General features: G+C 64.6%; 22 protein-coding genes. 12 read left to right on the plus strand and 10 right to left on the minus strand.

All coding sequences use genetic code 11. The features are described from left to right. The 3 genes from AB0N24_RS07250 to AB0N24_RS07260 form a co-directional block, all read left to right on the plus strand. A partial coding sequence (locus tag AB0N24_RS07250) for a lyase family protein (RefSeq protein WP_364122403.1) occupies positions 1 to 705 on the plus strand: 705 nt, incomplete at its 5' end. Positions 706 to 821: 116 nt separating this feature from the next. Continuing rightward, positions 822 to 2,372, plus strand: a complete 1,551-nt coding sequence (locus tag AB0N24_RS07255) for an amino acid permease (protein WP_364122405.1) — start codon at positions 822 to 824, stop codon at positions 2,370 to 2,372. A gap of 133 nt (positions 2,373 to 2,505) precedes the next feature. Then, positions 2,506 to 3,177, plus strand: a complete 672-nt coding sequence (locus AB0N24_RS07260) for a FadR/GntR family transcriptional regulator (protein WP_364122407.1) — start codon at positions 2,506 to 2,508, stop codon at positions 3,175 to 3,177. Here the strand turns inward: AB0N24_RS07260 and AB0N24_RS07265 are convergent. The 8 genes from AB0N24_RS07265 to AB0N24_RS07300 all read right to left on the minus strand — a co-directional run bounded on the left by AB0N24_RS07265 (position 3,174) and on the right by AB0N24_RS07300 (position 11,213). Beyond that, entirely contained in the window at positions 3,174 to 4,058 is an 885-nt protein-coding gene (locus AB0N24_RS07265) for an amidohydrolase family protein (RefSeq protein ID WP_364122409.1), read from the minus strand. The genes AB0N24_RS07260 and AB0N24_RS07265 overlap by 4 nt on opposite strands. Beyond that, positions 4,055 to 5,008 (minus strand): aldo/keto reductase, encoded by a 954-nt coding sequence (locus tag AB0N24_RS07270; RefSeq protein ID WP_364122411.1) that lies wholly within the window; start codon positions 5,006 to 5,008, stop codon positions 4,055 to 4,057. The genes AB0N24_RS07265 and AB0N24_RS07270 overlap by 4 nt, the downstream gene beginning before the upstream one ends. Next, positions 5,005 to 5,322 (minus strand): L-rhamnose mutarotase, encoded by a 318-nt coding sequence (locus AB0N24_RS07275; protein WP_364122413.1) that lies wholly within the window; start codon positions 5,320 to 5,322, stop codon positions 5,005 to 5,007. Before AB0N24_RS07275 ends, AB0N24_RS07270 begins: the two co-directional genes overlap by 4 nt. Position 5,323: 1 nt before the next feature. Continuing rightward, positions 5,324 to 6,607: an alpha-L-fucosidase gene (locus AB0N24_RS07280; RefSeq protein WP_364122415.1), complete on the minus strand. Its 1,284-nt coding sequence runs from the start codon at positions 6,605 to 6,607 to the stop codon at positions 5,324 to 5,326. Between the two features lie 96 nt (positions 6,608 to 6,703). After that, positions 6,704 to 7,603, minus strand: coding sequence for a carbohydrate ABC transporter permease (locus tag AB0N24_RS07285; RefSeq protein ID WP_364122417.1), 900 nt, complete (start codon positions 7,601 to 7,603; stop codon positions 6,704 to 6,706). Further along, positions 7,596 to 8,555, minus strand: coding sequence for a sugar ABC transporter permease (locus AB0N24_RS07290; RefSeq protein WP_364122419.1), 960 nt, complete (start codon positions 8,553 to 8,555; stop codon positions 7,596 to 7,598). Before AB0N24_RS07290 ends, AB0N24_RS07285 begins: the two co-directional genes overlap by 8 nt. 58 nt (positions 8,556 to 8,613) lie before the next feature. Further along, a complete protein-coding gene (locus AB0N24_RS07295; protein ID WP_364122421.1) occupies positions 8,614 to 9,852 on the minus strand; it encodes a sugar ABC transporter substrate-binding protein in 1,239 nt (412 codons plus the stop codon). A 35-nt stretch (positions 9,853 to 9,887) separates the two neighbouring features. Next, entirely contained in the window at positions 9,888 to 11,213 is a 1,326-nt protein-coding gene (locus AB0N24_RS07300; RefSeq protein WP_364122423.1) for an L-fuconate dehydratase, read from the minus strand. 202 nt (positions 11,214 to 11,415) lie between these two features. Between AB0N24_RS07300 and AB0N24_RS07305 the strand changes: the two genes are divergently transcribed. The 5 genes from AB0N24_RS07305 to AB0N24_RS07325 all read left to right on the plus strand — a co-directional run bounded on the left by AB0N24_RS07305 (position 11,416) and on the right by AB0N24_RS07325 (position 16,463). Next, complete coding sequence (locus AB0N24_RS07305; protein ID WP_364122425.1) at positions 11,416 to 12,324, plus strand: fumarylacetoacetate hydrolase family protein; 909 nt, start codon at positions 11,416 to 11,418, stop codon at positions 12,322 to 12,324. Next, positions 12,321 to 13,079 (plus strand): SDR family oxidoreductase, encoded by a 759-nt coding sequence (locus tag AB0N24_RS07310; RefSeq protein WP_364122427.1) that lies wholly within the window; start codon positions 12,321 to 12,323, stop codon positions 13,077 to 13,079. The genes AB0N24_RS07305 and AB0N24_RS07310 overlap by 4 nt, the downstream gene beginning before the upstream one ends. Before the next feature lie 117 nt (positions 13,080 to 13,196). Then, entirely contained in the window at positions 13,197 to 14,513 is a 1,317-nt protein-coding gene (locus AB0N24_RS07315) for a GNAT family N-acetyltransferase (protein WP_364122429.1), read from the plus strand. Between the two features lie 18 nt (positions 14,514 to 14,531). Further along, positions 14,532 to 15,167, plus strand: coding sequence for a hypothetical protein (locus AB0N24_RS07320; protein WP_364122431.1), 636 nt, complete (start codon positions 14,532 to 14,534; stop codon positions 15,165 to 15,167). Positions 15,168 to 15,221: 54 nt separating this feature from the next. Beyond that, positions 15,222 to 16,463, plus strand: coding sequence for a low temperature requirement protein A (locus AB0N24_RS07325; RefSeq protein ID WP_364122433.1), 1,242 nt, complete (start codon positions 15,222 to 15,224; stop codon positions 16,461 to 16,463). Here the strand turns inward: AB0N24_RS07325 and AB0N24_RS07330 are convergent. Together AB0N24_RS07330 and gluQRS are read right to left on the minus strand one after the other, a co-directional pair. Beyond that, the gene (locus tag AB0N24_RS07330) at positions 16,460 to 17,149 is read right to left on the minus strand and encodes a phosphohydrolase (RefSeq protein WP_364122435.1); all 690 of its coding nucleotides are present in this window, start codon (positions 17,147 to 17,149) and stop codon (positions 16,460 to 16,462) included. The two genes, AB0N24_RS07325 and AB0N24_RS07330, sit on opposite strands and share 4 nt — an antisense overlap. Before the next feature lie 9 nt (positions 17,150 to 17,158). Then, entirely contained in the window at positions 17,159 to 18,055 is an 897-nt protein-coding gene (gene gluQRS, locus AB0N24_RS07335) for a tRNA glutamyl-Q(34) synthetase GluQRS (protein WP_364122437.1), read from the minus strand. A gap of 391 nt (positions 18,056 to 18,446) precedes the next feature. On the opposite strand from gluQRS, the gene AB0N24_RS07340 reads away from it, so the two are divergent. From AB0N24_RS07340 to AB0N24_RS07355, 4 genes are all read left to right on the plus strand, one after another. Further along, on the plus strand, positions 18,447 to 18,905 hold the full coding sequence (locus AB0N24_RS07340; protein ID WP_364122851.1) for an Lrp/AsnC family transcriptional regulator: 459 nt from the start codon (positions 18,447 to 18,449) through the stop codon (positions 18,903 to 18,905). A gap of 84 nt (positions 18,906 to 18,989) precedes the next feature. Then, positions 18,990 to 20,480, plus strand: coding sequence for a WXG100 family type VII secretion target (locus AB0N24_RS07345; RefSeq protein ID WP_364122439.1), 1,491 nt, complete (start codon positions 18,990 to 18,992; stop codon positions 20,478 to 20,480). Between the two features lie 86 nt (positions 20,481 to 20,566). Next, complete coding sequence (locus AB0N24_RS07350; RefSeq protein ID WP_364122441.1) at positions 20,567 to 21,127, plus strand: hypothetical protein; 561 nt, start codon at positions 20,567 to 20,569, stop codon at positions 21,125 to 21,127. Between the two features lie 121 nt (positions 21,128 to 21,248). Continuing rightward, positions 21,249 to 21,761, plus strand: a complete 513-nt coding sequence (locus tag AB0N24_RS07355) for a hypothetical protein (RefSeq protein ID WP_364122443.1) — start codon at positions 21,249 to 21,251, stop codon at positions 21,759 to 21,761. Positions 21,762 to 21,890 lie beyond the last annotated feature (129 nt).

Consider the following 21,890-nt stretch of genomic DNA (forward strand, 5'->3'; position numbering starts at 1 on the left):
GCGATCGGCACCGGCCTGAACGCCGCCCCCGGCTACGCCGAGGCCGCCTGCCGGCACCTGGCCGAGATCACCGGCCTGCCCCTGGTCACCGCCATTGACCTGATCGAAGCCACCCAGGACGTCGGCGCGTTCGTGCACCTCTCCGGGGTCCTCAAACGCGTCGCCGTCAAACTCTCCAAAATCTGCAACGACCTGCGACTGCTCTCCTCCGGCCCCCGCGCCGGATTCGGCGAAATCAACCTCCCCGCCGTGCAGTCCGGATCCTCCATCATGCCCGGCAAAATCAACCCGGTGATCCCGGAAGTGGTCTCCCAGGTCGCCTACGAAGTGATCGGCAACGACGTCACCATCACCATGGCCGCCGAAGCCGGACAACTCCAGCTCAACGCCTTCGAACCCATCATCGTCCACAGCCTCCACAAGAGCATCTCCCACCTCGAAGCCGCCTGCCGCACCCTCACAGCACGCTGCATCCGGGGCATCACCGCCAACACCGAACACCTGCGCCTCACGGTCGAACAATCCATCGGCCTGGTCACCGCACTGAACCCCCACCTCGGCTACGCCACCGCAACGGCCATCGCCCAGGAAGCCCTGGCCACCGGCAAAGGCGTCGCCGAACTCGTCCTCGAACACGGCCTCCTCACCGCCGAACAACTCCAGGAACTCCTCAGCCCCCAACGCCTGGCCAACCTGAGCAAGTAACCCCCAACCGCCCCCTAACCTCGCAAGCTCGGCTAGGGAACCCGGCGGTCGTGGGCCCAGCACCACCACCGAAGCACCTCCCGGCTCCTCCCCAACAGGAAACCAAAGGACAACCAATGACACAGCCACAGCAGGACACTGCCCAAAAACAGGCAGTCACTGACCACACCATTCCGGCGCACGCGCACGCTTCCGAAGCTACGCTCCACAGCGAGGATGAGGGCTACCACAAGGGACTCAAACCGCGGCAGGTCCAGATGATCGCCATCGGCGGCGCGATCGGCACCGGGCTCTTTATGGGTGCCGGCGGCCGGCTTGCCACCGCCGGGCCTGCCCTCATCATCAGCTACGCCGTGTGCGGCTTCTTTGCCTTCATGATCCTGCGCGCCCTCGGCGAACTGGTGATGCACCGCCCCTCATCAGGATCGTTCGTTTCCTACGCCCGGGAGTTCTTCGGCGAGAAGGCTGCCTTCGTCACCGGCTGGCTGTACTGGCTGAACTGGGCGATGACCGCAATCGTGGACATCACCGCCGTCGCTCTTTACATGAACTTCTTCAAGAAATACTGGGCTCCCATCGCTGATGTTCCCCAGTGGGTGTGGGCGCTGACGGCCCTGATCCTGGTGCTCGGCCTGAACCTGATCTCCGTCAAGGTCTTCGGCGAGCTCGAGTTCTGGTTCGCGCTCATCAAGGTGGTGGCGCTGGTGACCTTCCTGGTGGTGGGGATCTACTTCGTCATCTTCGGCACGCCGGTGGACGGTCAGCAGGTGGGCTTTAGCCTGATCGCGGACAACGGAGGCATGTTCCCCAATGGTCTCCTGCCCGCCATCGTCGTGATGCAGGGCGTCGTGTTCGCCTACGCTTCCATCGAGCTGATCGGCACCGCCGCCGGCGAAACCGAGAACCCGGAAAAGATCATGCCCAAGGCCATCAACACGGTGATCGTCCGTATCGCGGTGTTCTACGTGGGCTCCCTGGTGCTGCTGTCCCTGTTGCTGCCGTACACCTCGTACAAAGCCGGCGAAAGCCCGTTCGTCACGTTCTTCGGCTCCATCGGAGTGGAAGGCGTGGACGCGATCATGAACCTGGTGGTCCTCACCGCGGCGCTGTCCTCGCTGAACGCCGGCCTGTACTCCACCGGCCGCATCATGCGCTCCATGTCCGTCACCGGGTCCGCCCCCAAGTTCGCAGCCCGCATGAACAAGGCCGGCGTCCCGTACGGCGGCATCGCACTGACTGCTGCCGTGGCCGTCCTCGGCGTGGTGCTCAACGCCCTCGTTCCCGCCGAAGCCTTCGAGATCGTCCTCAACGTCGCTTCCCTGGGCATCATCAGCACCTGGGCCGTGATTGTGATGTGCCAGATGCAGCTGGCTCGGCTGGCCAAGCGCGGCGAGCTGCTCCGCCCGGCGTTCCGGATGCCCGGCGCGCCTGTGACCGGCTGGATCACTCTGGCCTTCCTGCTGGCAGTGCTGGTCCTGATGGCCTTCGACTCCCCCGTGGGCACTTGGACCATTGCTTCACTGCTGATCGTCATCCCGCTGCTGATGCTCGGCTGGCGCCTCTGCCGGGACCGCGTCCTGGAGCTCGCCGCGGTCCGCGACGGCTTCACCGGCCCCTACCCGCTCGTAGCCAACCGCCCGGGGCCGGGTGCGAAGCGCGGCGAATAGCCTCCTGCAGCACCTGTACCAGCCCAAGTAACGCCCGACGGCGGCACTCCAGGTTCTGTTTCGACGGAACCTGGAGTGCCGCCGTCGTTGCCTTGCTCGGAAACATCGGATGTATCCCCGCTAAGATGGATCCATGGCAGTCACTGATGAAGCGATCAGCAAGATCAAGGACATGCTCCTGCGGGGCGAACTCAGGGCGGGCGACCGCCTGCCCCCCGAGAAGGAGCTCAGCGACCGGCTGGGCCTGTCCCGAAGTTCCTTGCGTGAGGCAGTCAAGGCCCTCGAACTGATCCGGGTGCTGGATGTGCGGCGCGGCGACGGAACTTATGTCACGAGCCTGGACGCAAAACTGCTCAATGAAGCCGTCGGCTTTGTGGTGGAACTCCATCAGGACAGGTCCATCCTCGAACTGTTCGAAGTCCGGCGCATCCTGGAGCCCGCCACCGCTTTCCTGGCCGCCGGGAAGATTACTCCGGACGAACTCACCAGTCTCCGGGCCACCATGCATGGCATCGACGAAAACACCGACGTTGAAGAGCTCGTAGCCCATGACCTCGAATTCCACGGCATCATCACTCAATCCGCCGGTAACGCCTACCTCAGCAGCCTCCTCGAAGCGCTGTCCAGCCGAACGGTCCGTGCCCGCATCTGGCGGGGCCTCACCCAGGAGAAAGCCGTGGCTCATACGTTGGCCGAGCACAAAGCAATCGCCGACGCCTTGGAGCGGGGTGACGCGGAACTCGTCCGAGCCCTGGTCACCGTCCACATCAGTGGTGTGGAGAACTGGCTGCGACAAGCGCTCTAGCCAAGGGGAGCACTAGGAACCGGAGTGGCCGGCAGGTCATCCCACTGCGCCCGCGTGTACGTGCGGCGGGCGGTACCGGCCCAGATCTCCCGGGCATCCGCGGTGTCAAGCGTCCCGATCAATTCCGCCAGCACTGCAAGGGTGTCAGCGTAGCTGCCGCCGAGGGTGCTTACCGGCCAGTCGCCGCCGTACAACAGACGCCGGGGGCCGAAGATCTCCAGGGCCGCATCCCAGGCAGGGCGAAGGGCCTCAGCGGTGTACGGGACATGGGGTAGCCGCAGTCCGGAAACCTTCGCCACGGTGTTGGGCAGCCCGGCGCAACGGGCCAGCTGCGCCCGCCACGAAGCCTCCTCGCGGGTGCCGAGCGGTGGTTTGCCGAGGTGGTCGATGACCACGGTGAGCCCCGGCATCGCCTCGGCCAGGTCCACGGCCGCCGAAAGGTGCCGGGGCCACGCATCCGGGATGTCGAAGGGGATGCCGGCAGCCGCGAGCGCACCCAACGAGTCACGAACAGCAGGCAGCGCCAGGAAGTCATCCCTGGGATCGTCGTGCACCAGATGCCGGACACCGCAGAAACCCGGCTCGTCCAGCCAACCGTCCAGCTGGGGCACCGCCTCATCCGGCGTGTCCAGCCGGATCCAGCCGACAACCCCCACGATCCAGTCGTTGGCCCGGGCAGAGGCAAGCATCGCCCTGGTGTCCTCCACGGTGTCATCGGCCTGGACCAGGATGGCCCGGGCCACGCCCGAGGAAACCAGCTGGTGGCCGGCCTCCTCGGCCGTAAAGCTCCTGTGGAGCTGGCCGTACTGCGGTCCCAGCCAGCGGTAGCCGCCTGCTTCGAGGTCCCACAGGTGCAGGTGTGCATCCACCCTCACCGTCACGCCGGCACCAGCGCCCTTCGCCGCAGCTCTGCCCACAGCTCATCCGGGACAGGCTGACGCATCCGGGCGATGTTCTGTTCCATCTGTGACGGGTTCGAGGCGCCGACGACGACGGTACGCACTGCCGGGTGCCGCTGGCTGAACTGTAGGGCAGCAGTGGGGAGCTCCACCCCGAATTCCGTGCAGCAGGCCGCCAGCCGGCGGGCATGGTCCAGGACCTCCAGGGGCGCTGGCGCATAGTTGTAGTGCGCGTCGTCGCCGATTGCGGGCCGGGCGAGCAGCCCGGAGTTGTAGACTCCCACGTTCACCACCCCAACCCCTCGCTCGACGCAAGCCGGCAGGAGATGTTCCTGGGCAGGTTGTTCGAGCAGGGTGTACCGCCCGGCCAGCATCACCAGGTCGAGCCCGGACCGCCGGACGCACTCCACGAGGGCATCACTGGAGTTGGAGCCGACGCCGATGGCCCTGGCCAGGCCTTCGGCGCGAAGCTTCTCCATCGCGGGCAGCGCCAGTGTGATTCCCGCCTCCAGGTCATAGACGTCGGGATCGTGAAGATAGAGGATATCCACGTAGTCCAGGCCGAGCCGGTCAAGGGACTCTTCAAGACTCCTCCGGATCCCGGCCTCCGTAGGGTCCCAGACGCGCCGCAGGTCTGCGGGCACGTCGAAGCCTTCATTGTCCAGGGACCGCGACGGGTTGTCCGCCGGGACCAGGAGCCGCCCCGCCTTGGTGGACACCAGAAACTCGCCCCGAGGTTTGTCCTTCAAGGCCGCGCCGAGCCTGCGCTCCGACAGCCCCAGGCCGTAGTGCGGCGCGGTGTCGAAGTAGCGGATGCCGCCGGCCCAGGCAGCCTCAACGGTTGCCTGGGCGGTGGCGTCATCCACTGCGCGGTATAGGTTACCGATGCCGGCGGCGCCGAAACCCAAAGGGCCGAAGGAGAGTGCCCTCATGGCAGCAGCTCCCACACCTTGGGGATGCCTTGATCGTTCCCGGAGTAGTCGTCCCCGACCGCCAGCAGCTCCGACATCCGCGCCTGCCAGGGGACATTGGCCGGGTGGTCCGCCAAGGCGTGCCGCATTGCCCGGTAGTCCTGGACGTCCACGAGGTGGAAGAGATCCTCCCCGCTTCGCCAGATCCGCCAGTTGAGCACCCCAGCGTCACGCAATGCCGCCACGAGTTCCGGGGGGATGCTTGCGTGCGCAGCCTCATATTCCTCGGCGGCGCCTGGCTTGAGGCGGGTGTGCAAGGCAATGGTTTCCGGCACGCTACACCCCGGGCTTCAGGAAGAGTTCGACGACGGGCACCGCCACGTCCGGCCGCTGGACGGGCAGCTTCAGCGTCAGGGTGCCCGCCGGTTGTCCGCCCTGGGCGGTATTGATCGCCTGCCGGTCAGGCCCCAACTCAAGCATCGCGACTTCCGAGGCGTCGTTGAGCAGCTGCGCGTATTCGACCTTGCCGGCCAGGTCCGGCAGGTGGACCGTTTCGAACGGCCAGGAAAAGACGTGCAAGTAGAGGCGGTTCCCGCGGCGGGTGTAGCGTGCATCGGAGGGCGGGGTCCAGTCCGCCGGCCCCGCGCCGTAGATGGACCGTGAGTGCAGCTTCATCCAGTCGCCGATTCCGCGCAGGGAGTCCACGGCCCGGGGATCGAAGTTGCCGCGGGCTGTCGGGCCGACGTTGAGGAGGAGGTTTCCGTCTTTGGAGACGCCGTCGATGAGCATTCTCACGAGCAGGTCGACTGATTTGTAGTCCAGGTTGTCCCTGTCGTAGCCCCAGCTCCCGTTGAGTGTCTGGCACGCTTCCCAGGGCATCTGGACCCCGTCGACCACCATCGGTCCAGAGGGTTGGTACTGCTCCGGCGTGACGAAGTCGCCGGGGATATCCAGCCGGTCGTTGACTATGATCCCCGGCTGCAGTTCACGGACCATTTTCAGGAGTTCTTCGGAGCCCCAGGCCTCGCGTCCCTTGCCGCCCCAGATGTCCTCGTGGTCCTCGCTGGTGTAGGAGAAGTCGAAGAAGAGGTAGTCGACCTGGCCGTAGTTGGTCAGGAGTTCGCGCACCTGGCCGTGCAGGTAGTCGCGGTAGCGGCCCAGGTCCCGCACTTCGTTGAGCCTGGCCGCTTCAGGGTTGTCCCGTTCGGGGTGAAAGCCGTCGATCGGGAAATCCGGGTGATGCCAGTCAATCAGGGAGTGATAGAAGCCCACCTTAAGGTCCTGTTCCCGCAGGGCCTCGACGTACTGGGCCACAAGATCCTGACCGGACGGAGCCTTGGTGGACTTGTAGTCGGTGAGGGCGGAATCCCAAAGGCAGAACCCTTCGTGGTGTTTGGTGGTAAGCACGACGTACTTCATGCCGGCCTCCTTCGCGGCGCGAGCCCATTCACGGGGATCGTACAGGTCAGGCTCGAAGTGCTGGAAGTACTTCTCATACTCCGGCGCAGAGGTATGTTCCCGGTTCATGACCCATTCGTGCCGTGCCGGCAGGGCGTAGAGGCCCCAGTGGACGAACATGCCGAAACGCGACTCGGTAAACCATGGTGCTTGGGGGATCATCGGTGGTTACTCCTTTTAGAGGGGTTTCTGTAGAGGCGCAGTTTTGCGCCCTGGATCTTGCTGGGATGGATGGAAATCTTGCGGCGCTCCGGCGCCTTAGCGGCCGCCGAGCCCGCTGGTGACTATGCCTTTGATGAGGTGTTTCTGGAGCAGGACGAGCAGCAGGAGCGTCGGCGCCATCGAGATGACTGAGGCGGCCATAACCAGATGCCATTGGTTGCCCTGCTGCCCGAAGAACATTTGCAGGCCCAGCGGGATGGTGCCGAGGTTGTTGACGTCGTTGATGATCACCAGCGGCCACAGGAATGAGTTCCAGTAGCTGATGAAACTGAAGACGGCAAGGACCGCCAAGGTGGGCCTGGCCAGCGGCAGCATGACGAGCAGGAACGTCCGGACTATCCCGGCACCGTCCACTCGGGCCGCGTCATCCAGTTCCTGCGGCACGCCCATGAAGAACTGCCGAAGCAGGAATGCGCCGAATGCCGTGAAGGCCCAGGGCACGATGAGTGCCTGGAACGTGTTTGCCCAGTTCATCTTCTGCATCATGACAAACATCGGGACAATGAGGACCTCTTGCGGAATCATTAACGTCGCCAGGAACACCATGAACACGAGGCTCCTGCCGCGCCAGCGCAGCCGGGAAAACGCGAAGCCGGAAATGGCCGAGACCGCCAGGGTAAGTGCGGTTCCCGCGGCCGAGACCAACAGTCCGTTGGCCATGAAGCGCAGGAACGGCATGTAGTCCAGTGCCTCCTGATAGTTCTGCCAGCGGATTTCGGATCCGAACAGCTTCGGCGGAACGCTGAAAATCTCGGCAGGGGGCTTGAAGGAGGTCGCGAGCATGTAGAGCAAAGGGGAAAGGAAGATCAGGGCGATGAGGCACAGAAGGGCGTAGCCGATTGCCGGCCGGAGCCTCGCCGTCAATGATTTGCGGGACGTTCCGGATCCCGGCTTCGCCGGCTTAACCGGCCGTGGCCGGATTGTTGTATCAAGCATCGTAATGGACCCACTTCTTTTGTCCGAGGAACTGGACTGCCGTGACTCCCAGGATGATCACGAACAGCACCCACGCGGCCGCCGACGCCAGGCCAAGCTGGTGGAACTGGAAACCTTGGTTGTAGATGTAGAGGACGATTGTCGACGTCGCGGACCCGGGTCCGCCCTTGGTGAGGATGAACGGCTGGGCGAAGACCTGGAAGGACGTAATGAGGGTCATCATCGTTGCAAAGAAAATGGACGGGGAAATGAGCTTGAGCTTGATCCGCCAAAAGATCGTCCAGGCGTTGGCGCCGTCGATGGCCGCTGCCTCGGTGAGGTTTTCCGGGACGGCATCCAGCGCTGCGGAGAAGACCAGCATGTTGTAGCCGAAACCCTGCCAGACGCTCATGACGACGATCGCGATCATTGCCCATTTCTCGTCGCCAAGGAAGTTGGGGGCCGGGATGCCGATGGTACTTTGCGCCACACCGTCGATTAAGCCGCCGGGCTGGTACAGCATCCGCCACACAACCACGTTGGCAACAACCGGTGTGATCGCGGGAATGAAGAAGATGACCCGGAAGATGTGGCGACCCTTGACGCGCGGAGTCAGCCAAGCGGCCAGCCCCAGCGAAACAACCAGGTTGAGCGGTACGTACAGAACGACGAACAGAACAGTATTCCAGACGACCTGTCCGAAGATGGGGTCGCTGAAAAGCCGTTCATAGTTTCCCAAGCCGAGGAAGGCCGGGGTTCCCAGGAGCGGCCAGTTGAACAGGCTGATGACCAGGGAAACGATGATGGGCAGCAGGGTGAAGATCGCCAGGCCCACTCCATGCGGCGCGGCAAACGCCGGGCCCCAGAGGGTCCTCCGGCCGAGCTGGGCATCGGCCTGTGGGGTGGCGGCCGCGACGGCCGCGATTGGCACCGCTTCCAGGGGTCCCGGCTGAGAAGGCTTCAGTAGTGTCATTTCGCATCCTTTGTGAGGGTCGGTGCCTGCCCGCCCCACCGGGCAGGCACCGTGCTGATCAGCGAGGCAGTTGCGCCGAAATGTCCTTCATGACATCGGCCGCGCTCTGCTGTCCGTTGATGGATTTGACGAGGTACTGGCTGAACAGTTGGTTGAGCTGGTCACTGTTTGTGTTGCTGGGCAGGGGCACGGCAGAAGACGCCGCGACCTTAAGGGTTTCCGCCACGCCGGGGATTCCCGCGTTGTCAATCCACTTCTGCTGCTGCGCCGTGCGTGCGGCCAGGGCACGTCCTGATGCCGCGAGTTCGCCCAGAACCGCGTCACCCGTCATTTCCTTCAGCGCTGCAAAGGCCTTGTCCGGAGTGGCGCACTGCTTGGAAATACCCCAGCCGGAGCCGGCGCTGAATGTCTTTCCGCCCCCCGTGCCAGCGGGCAGTGTAGTCACGCCTACCTTGAATTTGGCCTTGGCCTTGGTATCCAGCAGGGACCAGGGACCATCAATGTGCATGGCCGTGTTGCCGGAGAGGAATTCGTTGCTGCTGAAGGCCGGGTCACCGCCGGGCAGTTGCGGCGAGATCTTCTCCTTGCCCGTCAGGTCCGAGACCCACTGAAGTCCCTTGGCAAAGTCCGCGTTGGCGGCGTCCATGGTTCCGTCCTCCTTCAGGACCCGGCCGCCGTTGTAGGCCAGGATCTGCGATTCGACGAAAAGGTCGGCCGTCGTCGGTGCAATCGCCGGTTTGCCGCTTGTGGCCAGTTTCTTGGACGCTGCCACAAACTCATCCGCCGTCCAGCCGGCCTTGGGTTCCGGCACGCTCGCAGCATCGAACTTGTCCTTGTTGTAGAACATCATGACCGGCCCAACGTCGTACGGCAGCGCGTACAGCTTGTTGTCAGCGCTGAGGCCCTTGATCATCGAGGAATCGAAAGCGCTCAAGTCAACGCCGTTCTGCTTCACCAGGTCATCAAGGGGAAGCATGCCGTCTTTGAGCTGAGCCGTCCGCAGGCTCTGCACAGCCACCAGGCAGGGGGCCGTGTTGGAGCTGAGCTGGGTGCTCATTTTGGTGAAGTAGTCCTGGAAGGTCGATCCCTGCAGCGTGATCTTGACGTCGCCCAGCTTGGTACTGACGTTGTCGGCCACTTCTTGCCATGCTTGCTGGTCCTCGGTACCTCCCACCCACATAGCCCACGTCATTGCGGTCTTGCCGTCCGCCGTCGTTGGTGAAGAGCCGCCCCCGCAGCCGGTCAGACCGATCAGGCCAAGTGCCAGGGCACCTGCAACAAACGCTTCTTTGCGCATATCTTTTACCACGTGCTTTCGGTAGGGAATTTGGTTTAGTGCTGGGTGGTCAATGACGCCGACGCCCCGGACCAGACCGGGCCGTCGGGGTAGCTGTAGTTTTCCAGGCTGTTGCTGATCATCTCGCTGCCCGCCCCCGGCGCGGACGGGGGCCAATAGCAGCCGTCGCGCACGTCCACCGGGGTTACGAAGTGCTCGTGGAGGTGGTCAACGAACTCAATCATCCGACCATTCTTGTCGCCTGACACGGCCACAAAGTCGAACATGGACAGGTGCTGCACCGCCTCGCACAGCCCCACACCGCCGGCGTGCGGGCAGACGCGGACGCCGAACTTCGCGGCGAGCAGCAGGATGGCGATGTTCTCATTGACGCCAGCCACCCTGGCGGCATCGATCTGAACAACGCCCACGGCTCCGGCCTGCAGCAGCTGCTTGAACACCACACGGTTCTGCACGTGTTCGCCCGTGGCGACTGGAACGGGCGCCACCCCTTTCGCGATGGCGGCGTGGCCCAGCACGTCGTCGGGACTGGTGGGTTCCTCGATCCACGCGATGTCGTAGGGCGCCAGTTGGCCGACCCAGTCGATGGCTTCCGCGACGTCCCAGCGCTGGTTCGCGTCCAGTGCGATCCTGATGTCCGGCCCCACTGTTTCCCGTGCAAGGCGGACACGCCGGATGTCGTCCTCGAGTGAGGCGCCCACCTTCAGCTTGATCTGAGTGAATCCCTCAGCCACGGCTTCCTTGGCCAGCCGGGCAAGTTTCTCGTCGCTGTATCCCAGCCAGCCCGGCGTCGTCGTGTATCCCGGGTAACCCTCTGCGAGGAGCCGCACACGGCGTTCTTCCCTGCCGGGCTCCGCGCGGTGCAGCATGTCCAGCGCCTGCTCCGGCGTCAACGCGTCCGTGATGTACCGGAAGTCCACTAAGGACACCAACTCCTCCGGGCTCATCCGGGCCAGCAGGTCCCAGAGCGGAAGTCCGGCGCGTTTAGCTTTCAGGTCCCACAGGGCGTTGACGAGTGCCCCGATCGCCATGTGCATCACGCCCTTTTCCGGACCAAGCCAGCGGAGCTGGGAATCGTGGACCAGCAGTTTCCACGCGGCGCCCATGTCTCCGAGCAGTTCCTCCGCGTCACGGCCCAGGACGTGGTGGCGCAGTGCCTCAATGGCGGCGGCCTCAACTTCGTTGCCGCGGCCAATGGTGAACACGAAGCCGTGGCCTTCGTGACCGTCTTCGGCATCCGTCCGGATGATGAGGTACGCCGCCGAGTAGTCGGGATCCGGGTTCATGGCATCAGAGCCGTCCAGCTCCAGGGATGTGGGAAAGCGGATATCGAACGTATCCACTGCGGTGATGGTGCTCATGGTGCTCCTTGCCTGCCATCATCAGCCGCCGCGTCATCCCTCTTCGGATTGGGCGGCAGCCGGGGCACATTCGAATTGAAGTCTGCCCCCAGCCTAAACATCGGATGTTTCACTTGTCAATGGATCACGTTTCAGTAGTATGGATCGCAGAAGCACCGTAAAGCTCGGATGTTAAAACGCCGCCTCAAAGGAGAGAAGACACGTGAAGTTTGCCCGATTCGGACCGGCAGGACACGAACAGCCCGCGGTCATCGCCAAGGACGCCAACGGCGTCGAACGGCATTACAGCCTCGCCCCGATTACGAGAGACATCGACGGCGCTTTCCTGGCGGGCGGCGGCATCGACCGTGCCCGCCACGCCCTGGAATCCAGCAACCTGCCCACCTTTTCCCCCGACGGACTCCGCGTGGGTGCCCCGATTGCCCGCCCCGGGGCGGTGATCTGCATCGGCATGAACTACGCCGCCCACGCGGCCGAATCCGGTTCCGCCCCGCCCGAAACCCCTGTCGTGTTCCTCAAACCGTCCAATACCGTATCGGGTCCGTTCGACGCAGCCCCAATCCCTCCGTCGTCGGAAAAGTACGACTGGGAAGTGGAACTGGGCGTCGTCGTCGGCAAGGAAGCGTCATACCTTTCCTCGGTGGAGGACGCCGCTGAGTGCATCGCCGGTTACCTGGTGGCCAACGACCTCTCGGAGAGGGACTACCAGCTTCCCGGCGCCGCCGGCCAGTGGACCAAGGGCAAGTCCCTGCCGTCGTCCACGCCGCTGGGGCCGTGGCTGGTTCCGGCGGACGAGCTCGACGGCGGTTCCCTTCGCCTGCGCTCGTGGGTGAACGGTGAGCCGCGCCAGGATTCGAGCAGCTCGGACCTGATCTTCGGCATCGCGACGCTAATCCACCACGTCAGCCAGTACATGCTCCTTGAACCGGGCGACGTCATCCTCACAGGCACCCCCGAAGGCGTGGCACTGTCCGGCCGCTTCCTGTACATCCAGCCCGGCGATGTGGTGGAGCTGGAGATCGAGGGCCTCGGCCGCCAGCAGCAGGAGTTCTACCGGGCGGCGACCCCAGCTGTTCAGGCAAGCGCCGGCCTGGAAGGGAACGCACGATGAGCAACGAATTCGACGGCCTCGCCGCAATTGTCACCGGCGGGGCGTCCGGCATCGGCGCCGCGATCGCCGACAGGCTGGCCGCAGGCGGAGCGCGCGTGGCGGTACTGGACCTTAACCCGGCGGGGACGCCGCACTTCGGCATCGAATGCAACGTGGCGGACGACGCGTCGGTGCGCGCCGCCGTCGACGCCGCGGTCACAAAGTTCGGCCGGCTGGATGTGGTGGTCAACAACGCCGGAATCGGAGCCCAGGGGGATGTCACCGCGAACGACGATGCCGAATGGCACCGCGTTCTGGACATCAACGTGCTGGGGATTGTGCGGGTAAGCCGCGCCGCCCTGCCCTATCTACGCAGCTCACCGTCGGCGTCGATTGTGAACACGTGCTCGATCGCCGCGACTGCAGGGCTCCCGCAGCGGGCGCTGTATTCAGCGTCGAAAGGCGCGGTCCTGTCCCTGACCCTCGCGATGGCCGCCGACCACATCCGCGAGCGCATCCGGGTCAATTGCGTGAACCCCGGGACGGTGGACACTCCGTGGGTCAGCCGCCTCCTGGACGCTTCGCCGGACCCCGCAGCCGAGCGCGCAGCCCTTAGCGCCCGGCAGCCACATGGCCGGCTGGTCGCTGCCGATGAGGTCGCCGGCGCTGTCGCCTACCTTGCAAGTCCGCTTTCCGGGTCAACGTCCGGCACCTCCCTCGCGGTCGACGGCGGCATGCACGGTCTGCGGCTTCGCCCGGCGCTGAACGCGGATTAGCGGGGTTACGCCAGCGTAATGCAACGCCGCCGCAACCCCCGGCGGGGTTCGGTTCGCATATGCTCAGCAGAGAAGTTCACGCTGGCTCAACGACGAACCACCTCAGGAGTAACGCTCATGACCACCTGGCGGATCAGGGATTTCCATTCGGCCGATCTTGACGGCATCCTGCACCTCTGGGAATCACTCAAGGCCACCAACGTGGAGCCCGTCTACGCGCTCTCCGAAGTCCTGGCCTCCTGCGAAAAGGACCACGCCGTCGTGGCGGTGCAGGGTGATCAGGTGGTGGGTGCCGCCGTCGGACGTGCCGCGCACGACCAGGGCTGGATCGTCTTCCTGGCCACACTCCCCGAATTCCGCGGCCGCGGGATCGGCACCTCGCTGCTGGCCGCCGTCGAAAACAGGATGGCCCCGCACGGGCTGAACAAACTCTCCGCGCTTATGCCGGAGTCCGAAACCCGGGTGGAGGCCTTCCTCAGCCGCGGCTTCGTGCTCAAGAAAAACCTGCGGTATTTCGAACGGACCATCCCGGTGCAGCGCCAGGAACTCGAACCCCTGGGCCTCCTCGGCGGCCGCATCCTGGCCCGCGACCTCTGGGAGAACGTTGCCGGCATGCGGAACGAGAAGGAACTGCTGGAACGCCGGCTGGTGCTCCCCCTGGCGGAAGCAGACCTCGCGGACGAATTTGGTGTGGTGCCGCCGCGCGCCGTCGTGCTCTTTGGCCCTCCCGGCACCGGAAAAACCACGTTTGCGAAGGCGATCGCGTCCCGCCTGGAATGGCCGTTCGTGGAAGTATTCCCCTCCAGGCTCGCCGCCGATCCCAAGGGCCTGGCCGGCGCGCTCCGTGAGACGTTCCTGGAGATCGCCGAGCTGGAACATGCCGTGGTGTTCATAGACGAGGTGGAGGAGATCGCGTCCCAGCGGTCCGGCGAACCGCCGTCGCCGCTGCAGGGTGTCACCAACGAGCTCCTCAAGATCATCCCGGCGTTCCGCGAACAACCCGGCCGCCTGCTGGTCTGCGCCACGAACTTCATCCGCGCGCTGGACACTGCCTTCCTGCGGCACGGCCGGTTCGACTACGTGATCCCCATCGGGCTCCCGGACTCCGAAGCCCGCCGCGCCATGTGGGAACGCTTCATCCCGGCCACCGTGGTGGACGACGTGGACGTTGAGCTGCTGGTGGACCGCACCGAGGGCTTCTCGCCCGCAGACATTGAGTACGCGGCCCGGAGCGCCTCCCAGCGTGCACTGGAAAAGGCAGTGTACGACGACGGCGGGTTGGCTTCCGGGGGCACCGTCTCCGTCCGCGAGGCCGTCCGGAAGGGACCGGCCACGCAGGACTACCTCGACGCTATCGGGGACACGCGGACCACGGTCAGCAAAGAGGTCCACGAGCTGTTTCTGGAGGACATCGACGCACTCGGCCGGGTGTAGCTCCCTGATGCGCGTCCGATGATCCTGTTCCTGACTGTTCTCAGCGGCATCGCCTGGACGGTGGTGTATGTTGACGCAGTCCGGATCGGTTTCAGGGACCGGACCTATGCGATCCCCGCCGCAGCCCTGGCGTTGAACTTCGCCTGGGAGGCCATCTATGCGTCTCATTCGGCCGCCACCGGGCTGTCCGTCCAGGGCGTCATCAACATCGTGTGGGCGCTGGCGGACGTCGTCATCCTGTACACGTTCTTCAGGTTCGGGCAGGCCGGGTTACCCGCCTGGGTGACGCGGAAGCTCTTCCTTGGCTGGGCGCTCCTCCTGGGCGTCACTGCCTTCGCAGTGCAGCTGTTGTTCGTTGCTGAGTTCGGCTGGGGGGCCGCGCCGCGCTATTCGGCCTTCCTGCAGAACCTGCTGATGTCCGGGCTGTTCATCGCCATGTTCGCTGCACGCGGTGGCGCCCGGGGCCAGTCCCTGCTGATCGCCGTCGCCAAATGGATCGGAACCCTGGCTCCCACCATCGTGTTCGGCTGGTTCGGCAACGCGCCGCTGATCCTGGGCGTCGGCGCCCTCTGCAGCATCTTCGACCTCGTATACATCGGCCTCATGTGGCGGGCGCGGGCAGCCTCGGCCGGTACCGGTCCTGTCGGCTCCTGACGCGTAGCGGGCAGCGCTGGAGCGGCCGCGGCTCACAGCGGTACTCTTTGAGCCATGTCCAACAATCCCCTTCGGCATGCCGTGGCCCGCATGGGCGGCCGTGACCCGCATGAGCAGCACCGTGCCGCCACGCCACTGGAACTGTTCTTCGACCTGACGTTTGTCATTGCCTTCGGAGTGGCCGGAAGCCAGTTCGCCCACGAGATAGCCGAAGCCCACTTTGGTGCCGGGCTGCTGGGCTTCTCCTTCGCGATGTTCGCCGTGATCTGGGCCTGGATCAACTTCACCTGGTTTGCCAGCGCCTACGACACCGACGACTGGGTGTTCCGCGTGGTCACCATGGTCCAGCTTCTCGGCGTACTGATCCTGGCCATGGGAATTGAGCCGATGTTCCACTCGCTCGTGGAGGGCGACCATGTGGACAACGCCGTAATGGTGGGCGGCTACGTGATCATGCGCTTGGCCCTGGTGTTCCAGTGGCTGCGCGCGGCACGGCAGGATCCCGCACGACGGCAGACCTGCCGGCGCTACGCCACCTACCTTGGCGTGGTGCAGCTCGGCTGGATCGCTGTGCTCGTCATTGAGGCGGACATCCTGGCCACATTCCTCGTTGCTGCGCCCCTGTTCGTCCTGGAAATGGCCACGCTCTACGCCGCGGAGCGCGGCATGCGGACCCCGTGGCACGCGCACCATATCGCCGAGCGCTACGGGCTGCTCGCCATCATTGCCCTTGGCGAATGCCTGATCGGGGCGATCGAAACCCTCCGCGCCATCGTGGCCCACCATGGCTGGAGCGTCGATGCGGCGCTGGTGGGATTCGGCGGAACGGCACTTGCATTCAGCATGTGGTGGATCTACTTCATCCTGCCCGCCGGCCCGGCCCTGCATCACCAACGCCACCGCTCATTCTTCTTCGGCTACGGGCACATGCCCATCTTCGCTGCCATCGCCGCAACCGGCGCCGGACTGCACGTGGCGGCCTACTACATCGACCACGAGGCCCACATCAGCGCCGCCGTGGCCGTGGCCTGCATCGCGGTACCCGTGGCGCTGTTCAAACTTTCCCTGACTTGGCTCTTCAGCGTCATGATCTGCGTAGACCGGACCGTCATTGCCGTGGCGGCCGGCATCGTCGTTTCGCTAGCGGGCAGCGTTGGACTCGCCGCCGCCGGGGTCTCGGTGCCCGTCTGCCTGCTGGTGATTGTGCTGGCGCTGGGCGTATCGATTGTCATCGATGAAAAGCGCGGCACCGAACGGATGAACGCGGCGCTGGAGCAGCTGAAAGCCGGAGCCTAAGAGGCCCCGTCCGGCCGGGCGTCTGCCCTTTCCGAGGTCTCGGCAGGCTCGGCCACCGGGGAGACAGGCTCGACTCCTGCGGTGTCGTCATAGGAGAGGTTCTCGTAGTCGGTGTCGTCGGCCTCGTCCAGGCGGTCGTCCAGCTCCTCGAGCAGCCACGGGTTCACGCGGGCCAGGATCTTCCGGACTTCGTCCACCGGGACGGCGTCATAGAGCACCGGCCGGGCCTCGTCGTACCGGGTGACCGGCGGCTTGTCCGGCCACTTTTCGGCCAACGCCTTGACGCGCTCAGGTAGGGAGTTGTGGGCGTTGTCCGCGATCTTGACCAGTGCGGCGTCGTGGTCCTCGGCGATGAACCGGATACCGGCCTGGTAGTCGTCCGGGTTGTCATGCAGCCGCTTGGTGACACGCTCAATGATGTCCACGGCGCGCTCGGAGACGCCCATGTCCAGCAGCGCCTGCCGGGTGATGGGGGTGTCTTCGGCGATGTCGTGCAGGTAGCCGGCAATCCGGATGTCGTCGTCGAAGTCCGCCAGGGCATCGCCGACGGCGAGAACATGTTCGCGGTATGGCCGCTTGAGCTTGTCCTTCTGGCGGTTGTGGGCCACCTCGGCGAGGACCCGGGCCGTGTCAACAGTGAATCGTGGCTGGGGGAGGTTTGCGTCCGGGGTTCCTGTTTCTGGCATGGTTCCAGCCTACGCGCCTGGCCGCACCGCCCCCGGCCACACCCAGGGGGCCCGTGGCAGTGCATCGGGATCAAAGGACCCCAGGGCTCGCGGCAGCGGCCCGGCGGGGAGGCCCAGCGATTCCAGGATGATGTCCCGGAGACGGCTCGCATCCAGCCCGGCGTCCGCGAGGTCCGGCAACGTCACTGCGCCGTCGCGCTTGGCCAGCCGTACGCCGTCGGAATTCACTACGAGCGGCACGTGCGCATATTCCGGAACGGGAATATTCAACAGGGCCGCCAGATAGGCCTGCCGCGGCGTCGAGGGCAGCAGGTCGCCCCCACGGACCACCTGGTCAATTCCCTGTGCTGCGTCGTCCACCACCACGGCCAGGTTGTAGGCAGTAACGCCGTCATTGCGCCGGAGCACAAAGTCGTCCACTACGCCCTTGTACGTGCCGTGCAGCCGGTCTTCGACCGTCCAGTCCGTCACCCCCGCGCGGAGCCGGATGGCGGCGGGCCGGATTGTCCGCTTGAATTCCAGTTCTGCCGGTTCCATGTTCCGGCACGTGCCCGGGTACGCACCCTGCGGGGCGTGCGGCGCGGACGGGGCTTCCTGGATTTCCCGCCGGGTGCAGAAGCATTCATACGTCAGCCCCGCGGCTGCGAGGCGGCTGATCGCCTCTGCGTACAGCGGCTCGCGTTCCGTTTGGCGTACGACGCCGCCGTCCCAGGTCACGCCGATCGCCGCCAGATCGCGGAGCTGCTCCGCCTCCGCACCGGCACGTGCCCGGTCAAGGTCCTCCACGCGCATCAGGAAGCGCCGGCCGGTTGAGCGGGCGAAGAGCCACGCGAGAATGGCTGTCCGCAGGTTTCCGACGTGGAGTTCGCCGGAGGGGCTCGGAGCGAAGCGGCCGGCGGATGTCATGGCACCAGCCTAGGCTCACCGGCGACGTGCGGTACAAACGCAGGATCAAACACAAGAGCCCCTCAGCTACCGAACACTCCGGGTGATCCGGCGTCGGTGGCTCAGGGGCTCTTGCCGTGCCGGGTCCGGGAGCGTAGCTCCGGACCCCTTGCACTGCTTGCGGAATGACGATGCGTGAACAAGTGTCAATCAGCGGCGGCTTCCTTGCGGGAAACCTGTTCCAGGGACCGGGTGGTGTGCCGGGGCTCCTGTAGCCTGCGGGATCCGGCGGTAGCCTGCGTCCCTTGTTGCCACTATTTCAACAGAAGCCCTACAGTAGGCGCAACGAGCAAGTGCTTCGCTGGTCAATCTGATCAATCGCAAAGCGCGCAACAGGCAGGAAGTGATCAGATTGCAGGAACTCGATCCCACCGATCGGCGGATCCTTGCCGCGCTGGACGACGACCCCCGCGTACCCATCATGGTGCTCGCACAGAAGCTGGGCCTGGCACGGGGTACCGTGCAGTCGCGATTGGAGCGGATGACGGCGGCCGGCGCCCTCCGCCCCAACAGCAGCCGGGTGCTGCCCTCGGCACTCGGCCGGGGCGTGGCCGCCGCAGTGAGCGCGGAACTGGACCAGAGCCATCTGAACGAGGCCATCGCCGCACTGCGGGAGATCCCTGAAGTCCTGGAATGCCATGCCCCAGCCGGCGACACCGACCTCCTGATCCGCGTGGTGGCCAAGAGCCCGGACGACCTCTACCGGGTGTCCGAGGAAATCCGGCTCTGCCCTGGCATTGTCCGGACGTCCACCAGCATGTTCCTGCGCGAGGTCATTCCGTACCGGACCACAGGACTGCTGGGCGCCTGACGCCGCACCAGGCGGGGACCTCTCCCCATCGCTGCCTGCCGCCAAAGCCGTTAGGCTGACCGTGGACTTCAAACAGGGGGAAAAGTGGCGGGGAACTTCTACGGTGCGGACATCGCACAGCTACGCCGGCTGGCACAGGATCTGGCGAACGGCGCCAACCGGCTGGACCAGCTGGGACAGCAGTTGGGCAGCTCTATCGCCACCAGCCCATGGAAGGGCCACGACGGCGAACGCTTCCGCAGCGACTGGAACGCCTCCCACGCGAAGGTACTCAGGGCGGCGGCCGCCGGCATCCAAAGCGCATCCAAAGCCCTGCTGCAGAACGCCGACCAGCAGGACCGCGCCAGCACAGGCTCAACCGGCGGGGGCGCGGGAGGGCCTGGGAGCGATGGCAGCTCCCCGGCCAACGCCACCCAGGAGGTGACGGACAAGCTCACCGGCATGACCGCTGAGGAACGCGATGTCTACCTGAAGTCCGAGGAATTCCAGCAGTGGGTCCGGCAGAGCCAAGCCAACGCCGATGCCGCAAAGGGCGTTCTGGACGGCCTCGTGGACTCGGGTGCCATGGCCCCGTTGGACGCCCAAGGGAACAAGAACGGCTACGGCCAGTTCCTGCAGCAGTACTGGGCCGAATCCGCTATGCGAGAGGCAGGCATTGATCCCAACCACTGGGATCCGTCCAAGGGCGTTGACTACAACCGCGCCGACATCTACAAGGTGTACGCCTTCTACGCTGAGCTCTACAAGAACGATCCCCGAATGGAGTGGATCGGCATGGCCAACCAGGTGGGGCCAACTTTCATCGCCGGCTTTGAAGACCTGGCTGTCCTCCGGAAGGCAGCCGCGGCTGGCCAGGACTTGTCAGAGCAGCTGGATGGCACGGACCCTGCGCAGCGAAGCTGGATCACGCTCCTGGCGTCCCTGGGCGAGTCCGACCTTGCATATTACGAGGAAACGTTCCTGTCCATGCAGAAGGAGATCTTCTCGGACATCGGCTCACAGCACTTCGCCTATCAGCAGGGCGGCATGGAAGAGATCGAGAGGATGAAAGCCGCCGGTGTGGTCTCGCCCACAATGAAGGATGCCTGGACCAGCCTGGATTCCGTTCCTGCCTACTCGGGGCCGGAGGGTTACCACCAATTGAGCTCTGACCAGAAGACGGCCCTTCACCAGGCGTCCTACAACATGGCCGACCAGGAGCAGAACCACGTCATCGCCGATGATTACGACAACATTCGGGGCCGCACCACCGGTGAAGCTTTCACCGCCGCCATGACAGTGGTGGGCGAACCAAGCATCGTAGGGGCGAAGTCCTACTACGAGCAGTTTCCTATGGTGAATCCATACTTCGACACTAATCGGAGTCCGATGATGGGCGTTGACACTCACCTTGGCAACATCTCGAACAGTAACGACCGGTGGGCCCTCATTGATCAGGACACCCTGCGCGCCTACGAGGACTGGCTGCACGGCGAGAAAGACCCGTACGGTGAGATGGTGAAACCCATGCCCCAACGAGTCGAGGAGTACCGGATGGTGCCAGCCCCTGTTCGCGGCGTAGTGGGTGCATTGTGAGGTTCAGGCCACTGCTTGCACTTTTGTGCAGCGCCCTTCTGTTATCTGGCTGCGCATTCATACCCTCCCCAGAAAAGGAGCCCATTGTGGCCAGCGGAAACTCCCAATTCACCAAGAGCGGCATCGAGGCCATGAAATCAAGCCGGCAAGTGAGCTTCGACTTCACCTCGCTGCCACTGGACATGACCGCCTTGGGCCTCGACGCAGATTCCGATGGTGCCATGGTCGCGACCGACACAGACCGGCGGATGAAGGTCGCAATAACGACCCCTAATGGTGTGGTCGAGATGGAGACGGACACCATCCGCGTCCGGGCCGGCGGGAGCCAAAAGAAAGTCGGTCGCGTCGACATTTTCGTCAACTACCCGGACGCCCAGGATGCCAATCCGGAGATCGAACGGGCAGCCAACGAACTGGGGATTCTCCCGCTGAAGAACGCCAAGACTATCGGCCCGGAGTTCAAGGACGGATCGGGCAAGGAAACTTGGAACCCGGGCTACGGCAACGCCACCGGCACTGTTTTCGCGCTGTCAATCATGTCCAACCACACCACCGGGCGAATGACGTTCATCTACTCGATTTTCCTGTCGGAGGAGTACTACACGCCTGAGGCCCAGGCGCAAATAGCTGAAACGGGCAGGTTCTGACCTGGGCCCCGCGACCAGGCGGAACGCGGCCGTCGTCCTCCTTGCCCTCACAACAAGCCTCGCCCTGGCGGGCTGCCAGATCAGCGGCAACACCACCGAACCAACCGCTCAAGCGAGCACCTTGAGTAATTCGGAGTTCTCCACTCTCGACGCCGCCGGAGCGGATCAGATCCGCGACACCAAAACCGCGCGGCTGGACATGCGTTCTGGGTCCCTGAAGAAAGCGGCTGTTCGGGTTCCAGAGGCCAGCTACGGTCCGGAAATCAATACCCGCGGTTCCGGCAAGATCGCATTAACGATTGCCGCACCCAACGGCGCAATCACCGGCGAAACCGACCGCATCCGCTTCAACACGACGGTCAAGCGCTCCGACTTCAGCGAAGTGACCTATTTCCTCACCGCTGATTCGGCTGACGAGTATTTCAGCCTCATTCGCGACGGCGTCCAGCGCTATGGAATCAGCAGCGACTCCGCTGAACGATGGATTTCATCGACGGAGAAGAACCCCGCGAAGACGAGCGACTTCTCCATCACCTCGGGCACGGCAGTCGGCCTGGAAGTCAATTACGATCTCCGGTACGACGGCGCCAAGGACACCCAGGTGATCATCGTCCATGTCAGCCCGGCCGCCTAGGCAGGACGCGATTCGGACCATTGATGCCGGATAAACAAATGAACGGCCGAACACCGGCAATTTCAACCGGGCGGGCGGAATCCGCGCGCCGCGGTGTGCGGACGGCCGCCAGCATCATCGCCGGGGTGG

It is taken from the genome of Arthrobacter sp. NPDC093128 (assembly GCF_040683875.1).
In the GTDB taxonomy this organism is placed as follows: Bacteria; Actinomycetota; Actinomycetes; order Actinomycetales; family Micrococcaceae; genus Arthrobacter.

Excerpts from the sequence above, each read along its gene's own strand:
- AB0N24_RS07255 (WP_364122405.1), top strand. The coding sequence starts at position 822 with ATGACACAGCCACAGCAGGACACTGCCCAAAAACAGGCAGTCACTGAC.
- AB0N24_RS07260 (WP_364122407.1), top strand. The coding sequence starts at position 2,506 with ATGGCAGTCACTGATGAAGCGATCAGCAAGATCAAGGACATGCTCCTG.
- AB0N24_RS07270 (WP_364122411.1), bottom strand. The coding sequence starts at position 5,008 with ATGAGGGCACTCTCCTTCGGCCCTTTGGGTTTCGGCGCCGCCGGCATC.
- AB0N24_RS07280 (WP_364122415.1), bottom strand. The coding sequence starts at position 6,607 with ATGATCCCCCAAGCACCATGGTTTACCGAGTCGCGTTTCGGCATGTTC.
- AB0N24_RS07285 (WP_364122417.1), bottom strand. The coding sequence starts at position 7,603 with ATGCTTGATACAACAATCCGGCCACGGCCGGTTAAGCCGGCGAAGCCG.
- AB0N24_RS07290 (WP_364122419.1), bottom strand. The coding sequence starts at position 8,555 with ATGACACTACTGAAGCCTTCTCAGCCGGGACCCCTGGAAGCGGTGCCA.
- AB0N24_RS07295 (WP_364122421.1), bottom strand. The coding sequence starts at position 9,852 with ATGCGCAAAGAAGCGTTTGTTGCAGGTGCCCTGGCACTTGGCCTGATC.
- AB0N24_RS07300 (WP_364122423.1), bottom strand. The coding sequence starts at position 11,213 with ATGAGCACCATCACCGCAGTGGATACGTTCGATATCCGCTTTCCCACA.
- AB0N24_RS07310 (WP_364122427.1), top strand. The coding sequence starts at position 12,321 with ATGAGCAACGAATTCGACGGCCTCGCCGCAATTGTCACCGGCGGGGCG.
- AB0N24_RS07315 (WP_364122429.1), top strand. The coding sequence starts at position 13,197 with ATGACCACCTGGCGGATCAGGGATTTCCATTCGGCCGATCTTGACGGC.
- AB0N24_RS07320 (WP_364122431.1), top strand. The coding sequence starts at position 14,532 with ATGATCCTGTTCCTGACTGTTCTCAGCGGCATCGCCTGGACGGTGGTG.
- AB0N24_RS07325 (WP_364122433.1), top strand. The coding sequence starts at position 15,222 with ATGTCCAACAATCCCCTTCGGCATGCCGTGGCCCGCATGGGCGGCCGT.
- AB0N24_RS07330 (WP_364122435.1), bottom strand. The coding sequence starts at position 17,149 with ATGCCAGAAACAGGAACCCCGGACGCAAACCTCCCCCAGCCACGATTC.
- gluQRS (WP_364122437.1), bottom strand. The coding sequence starts at position 18,055 with ATGACATCCGCCGGCCGCTTCGCTCCGAGCCCCTCCGGCGAACTCCAC.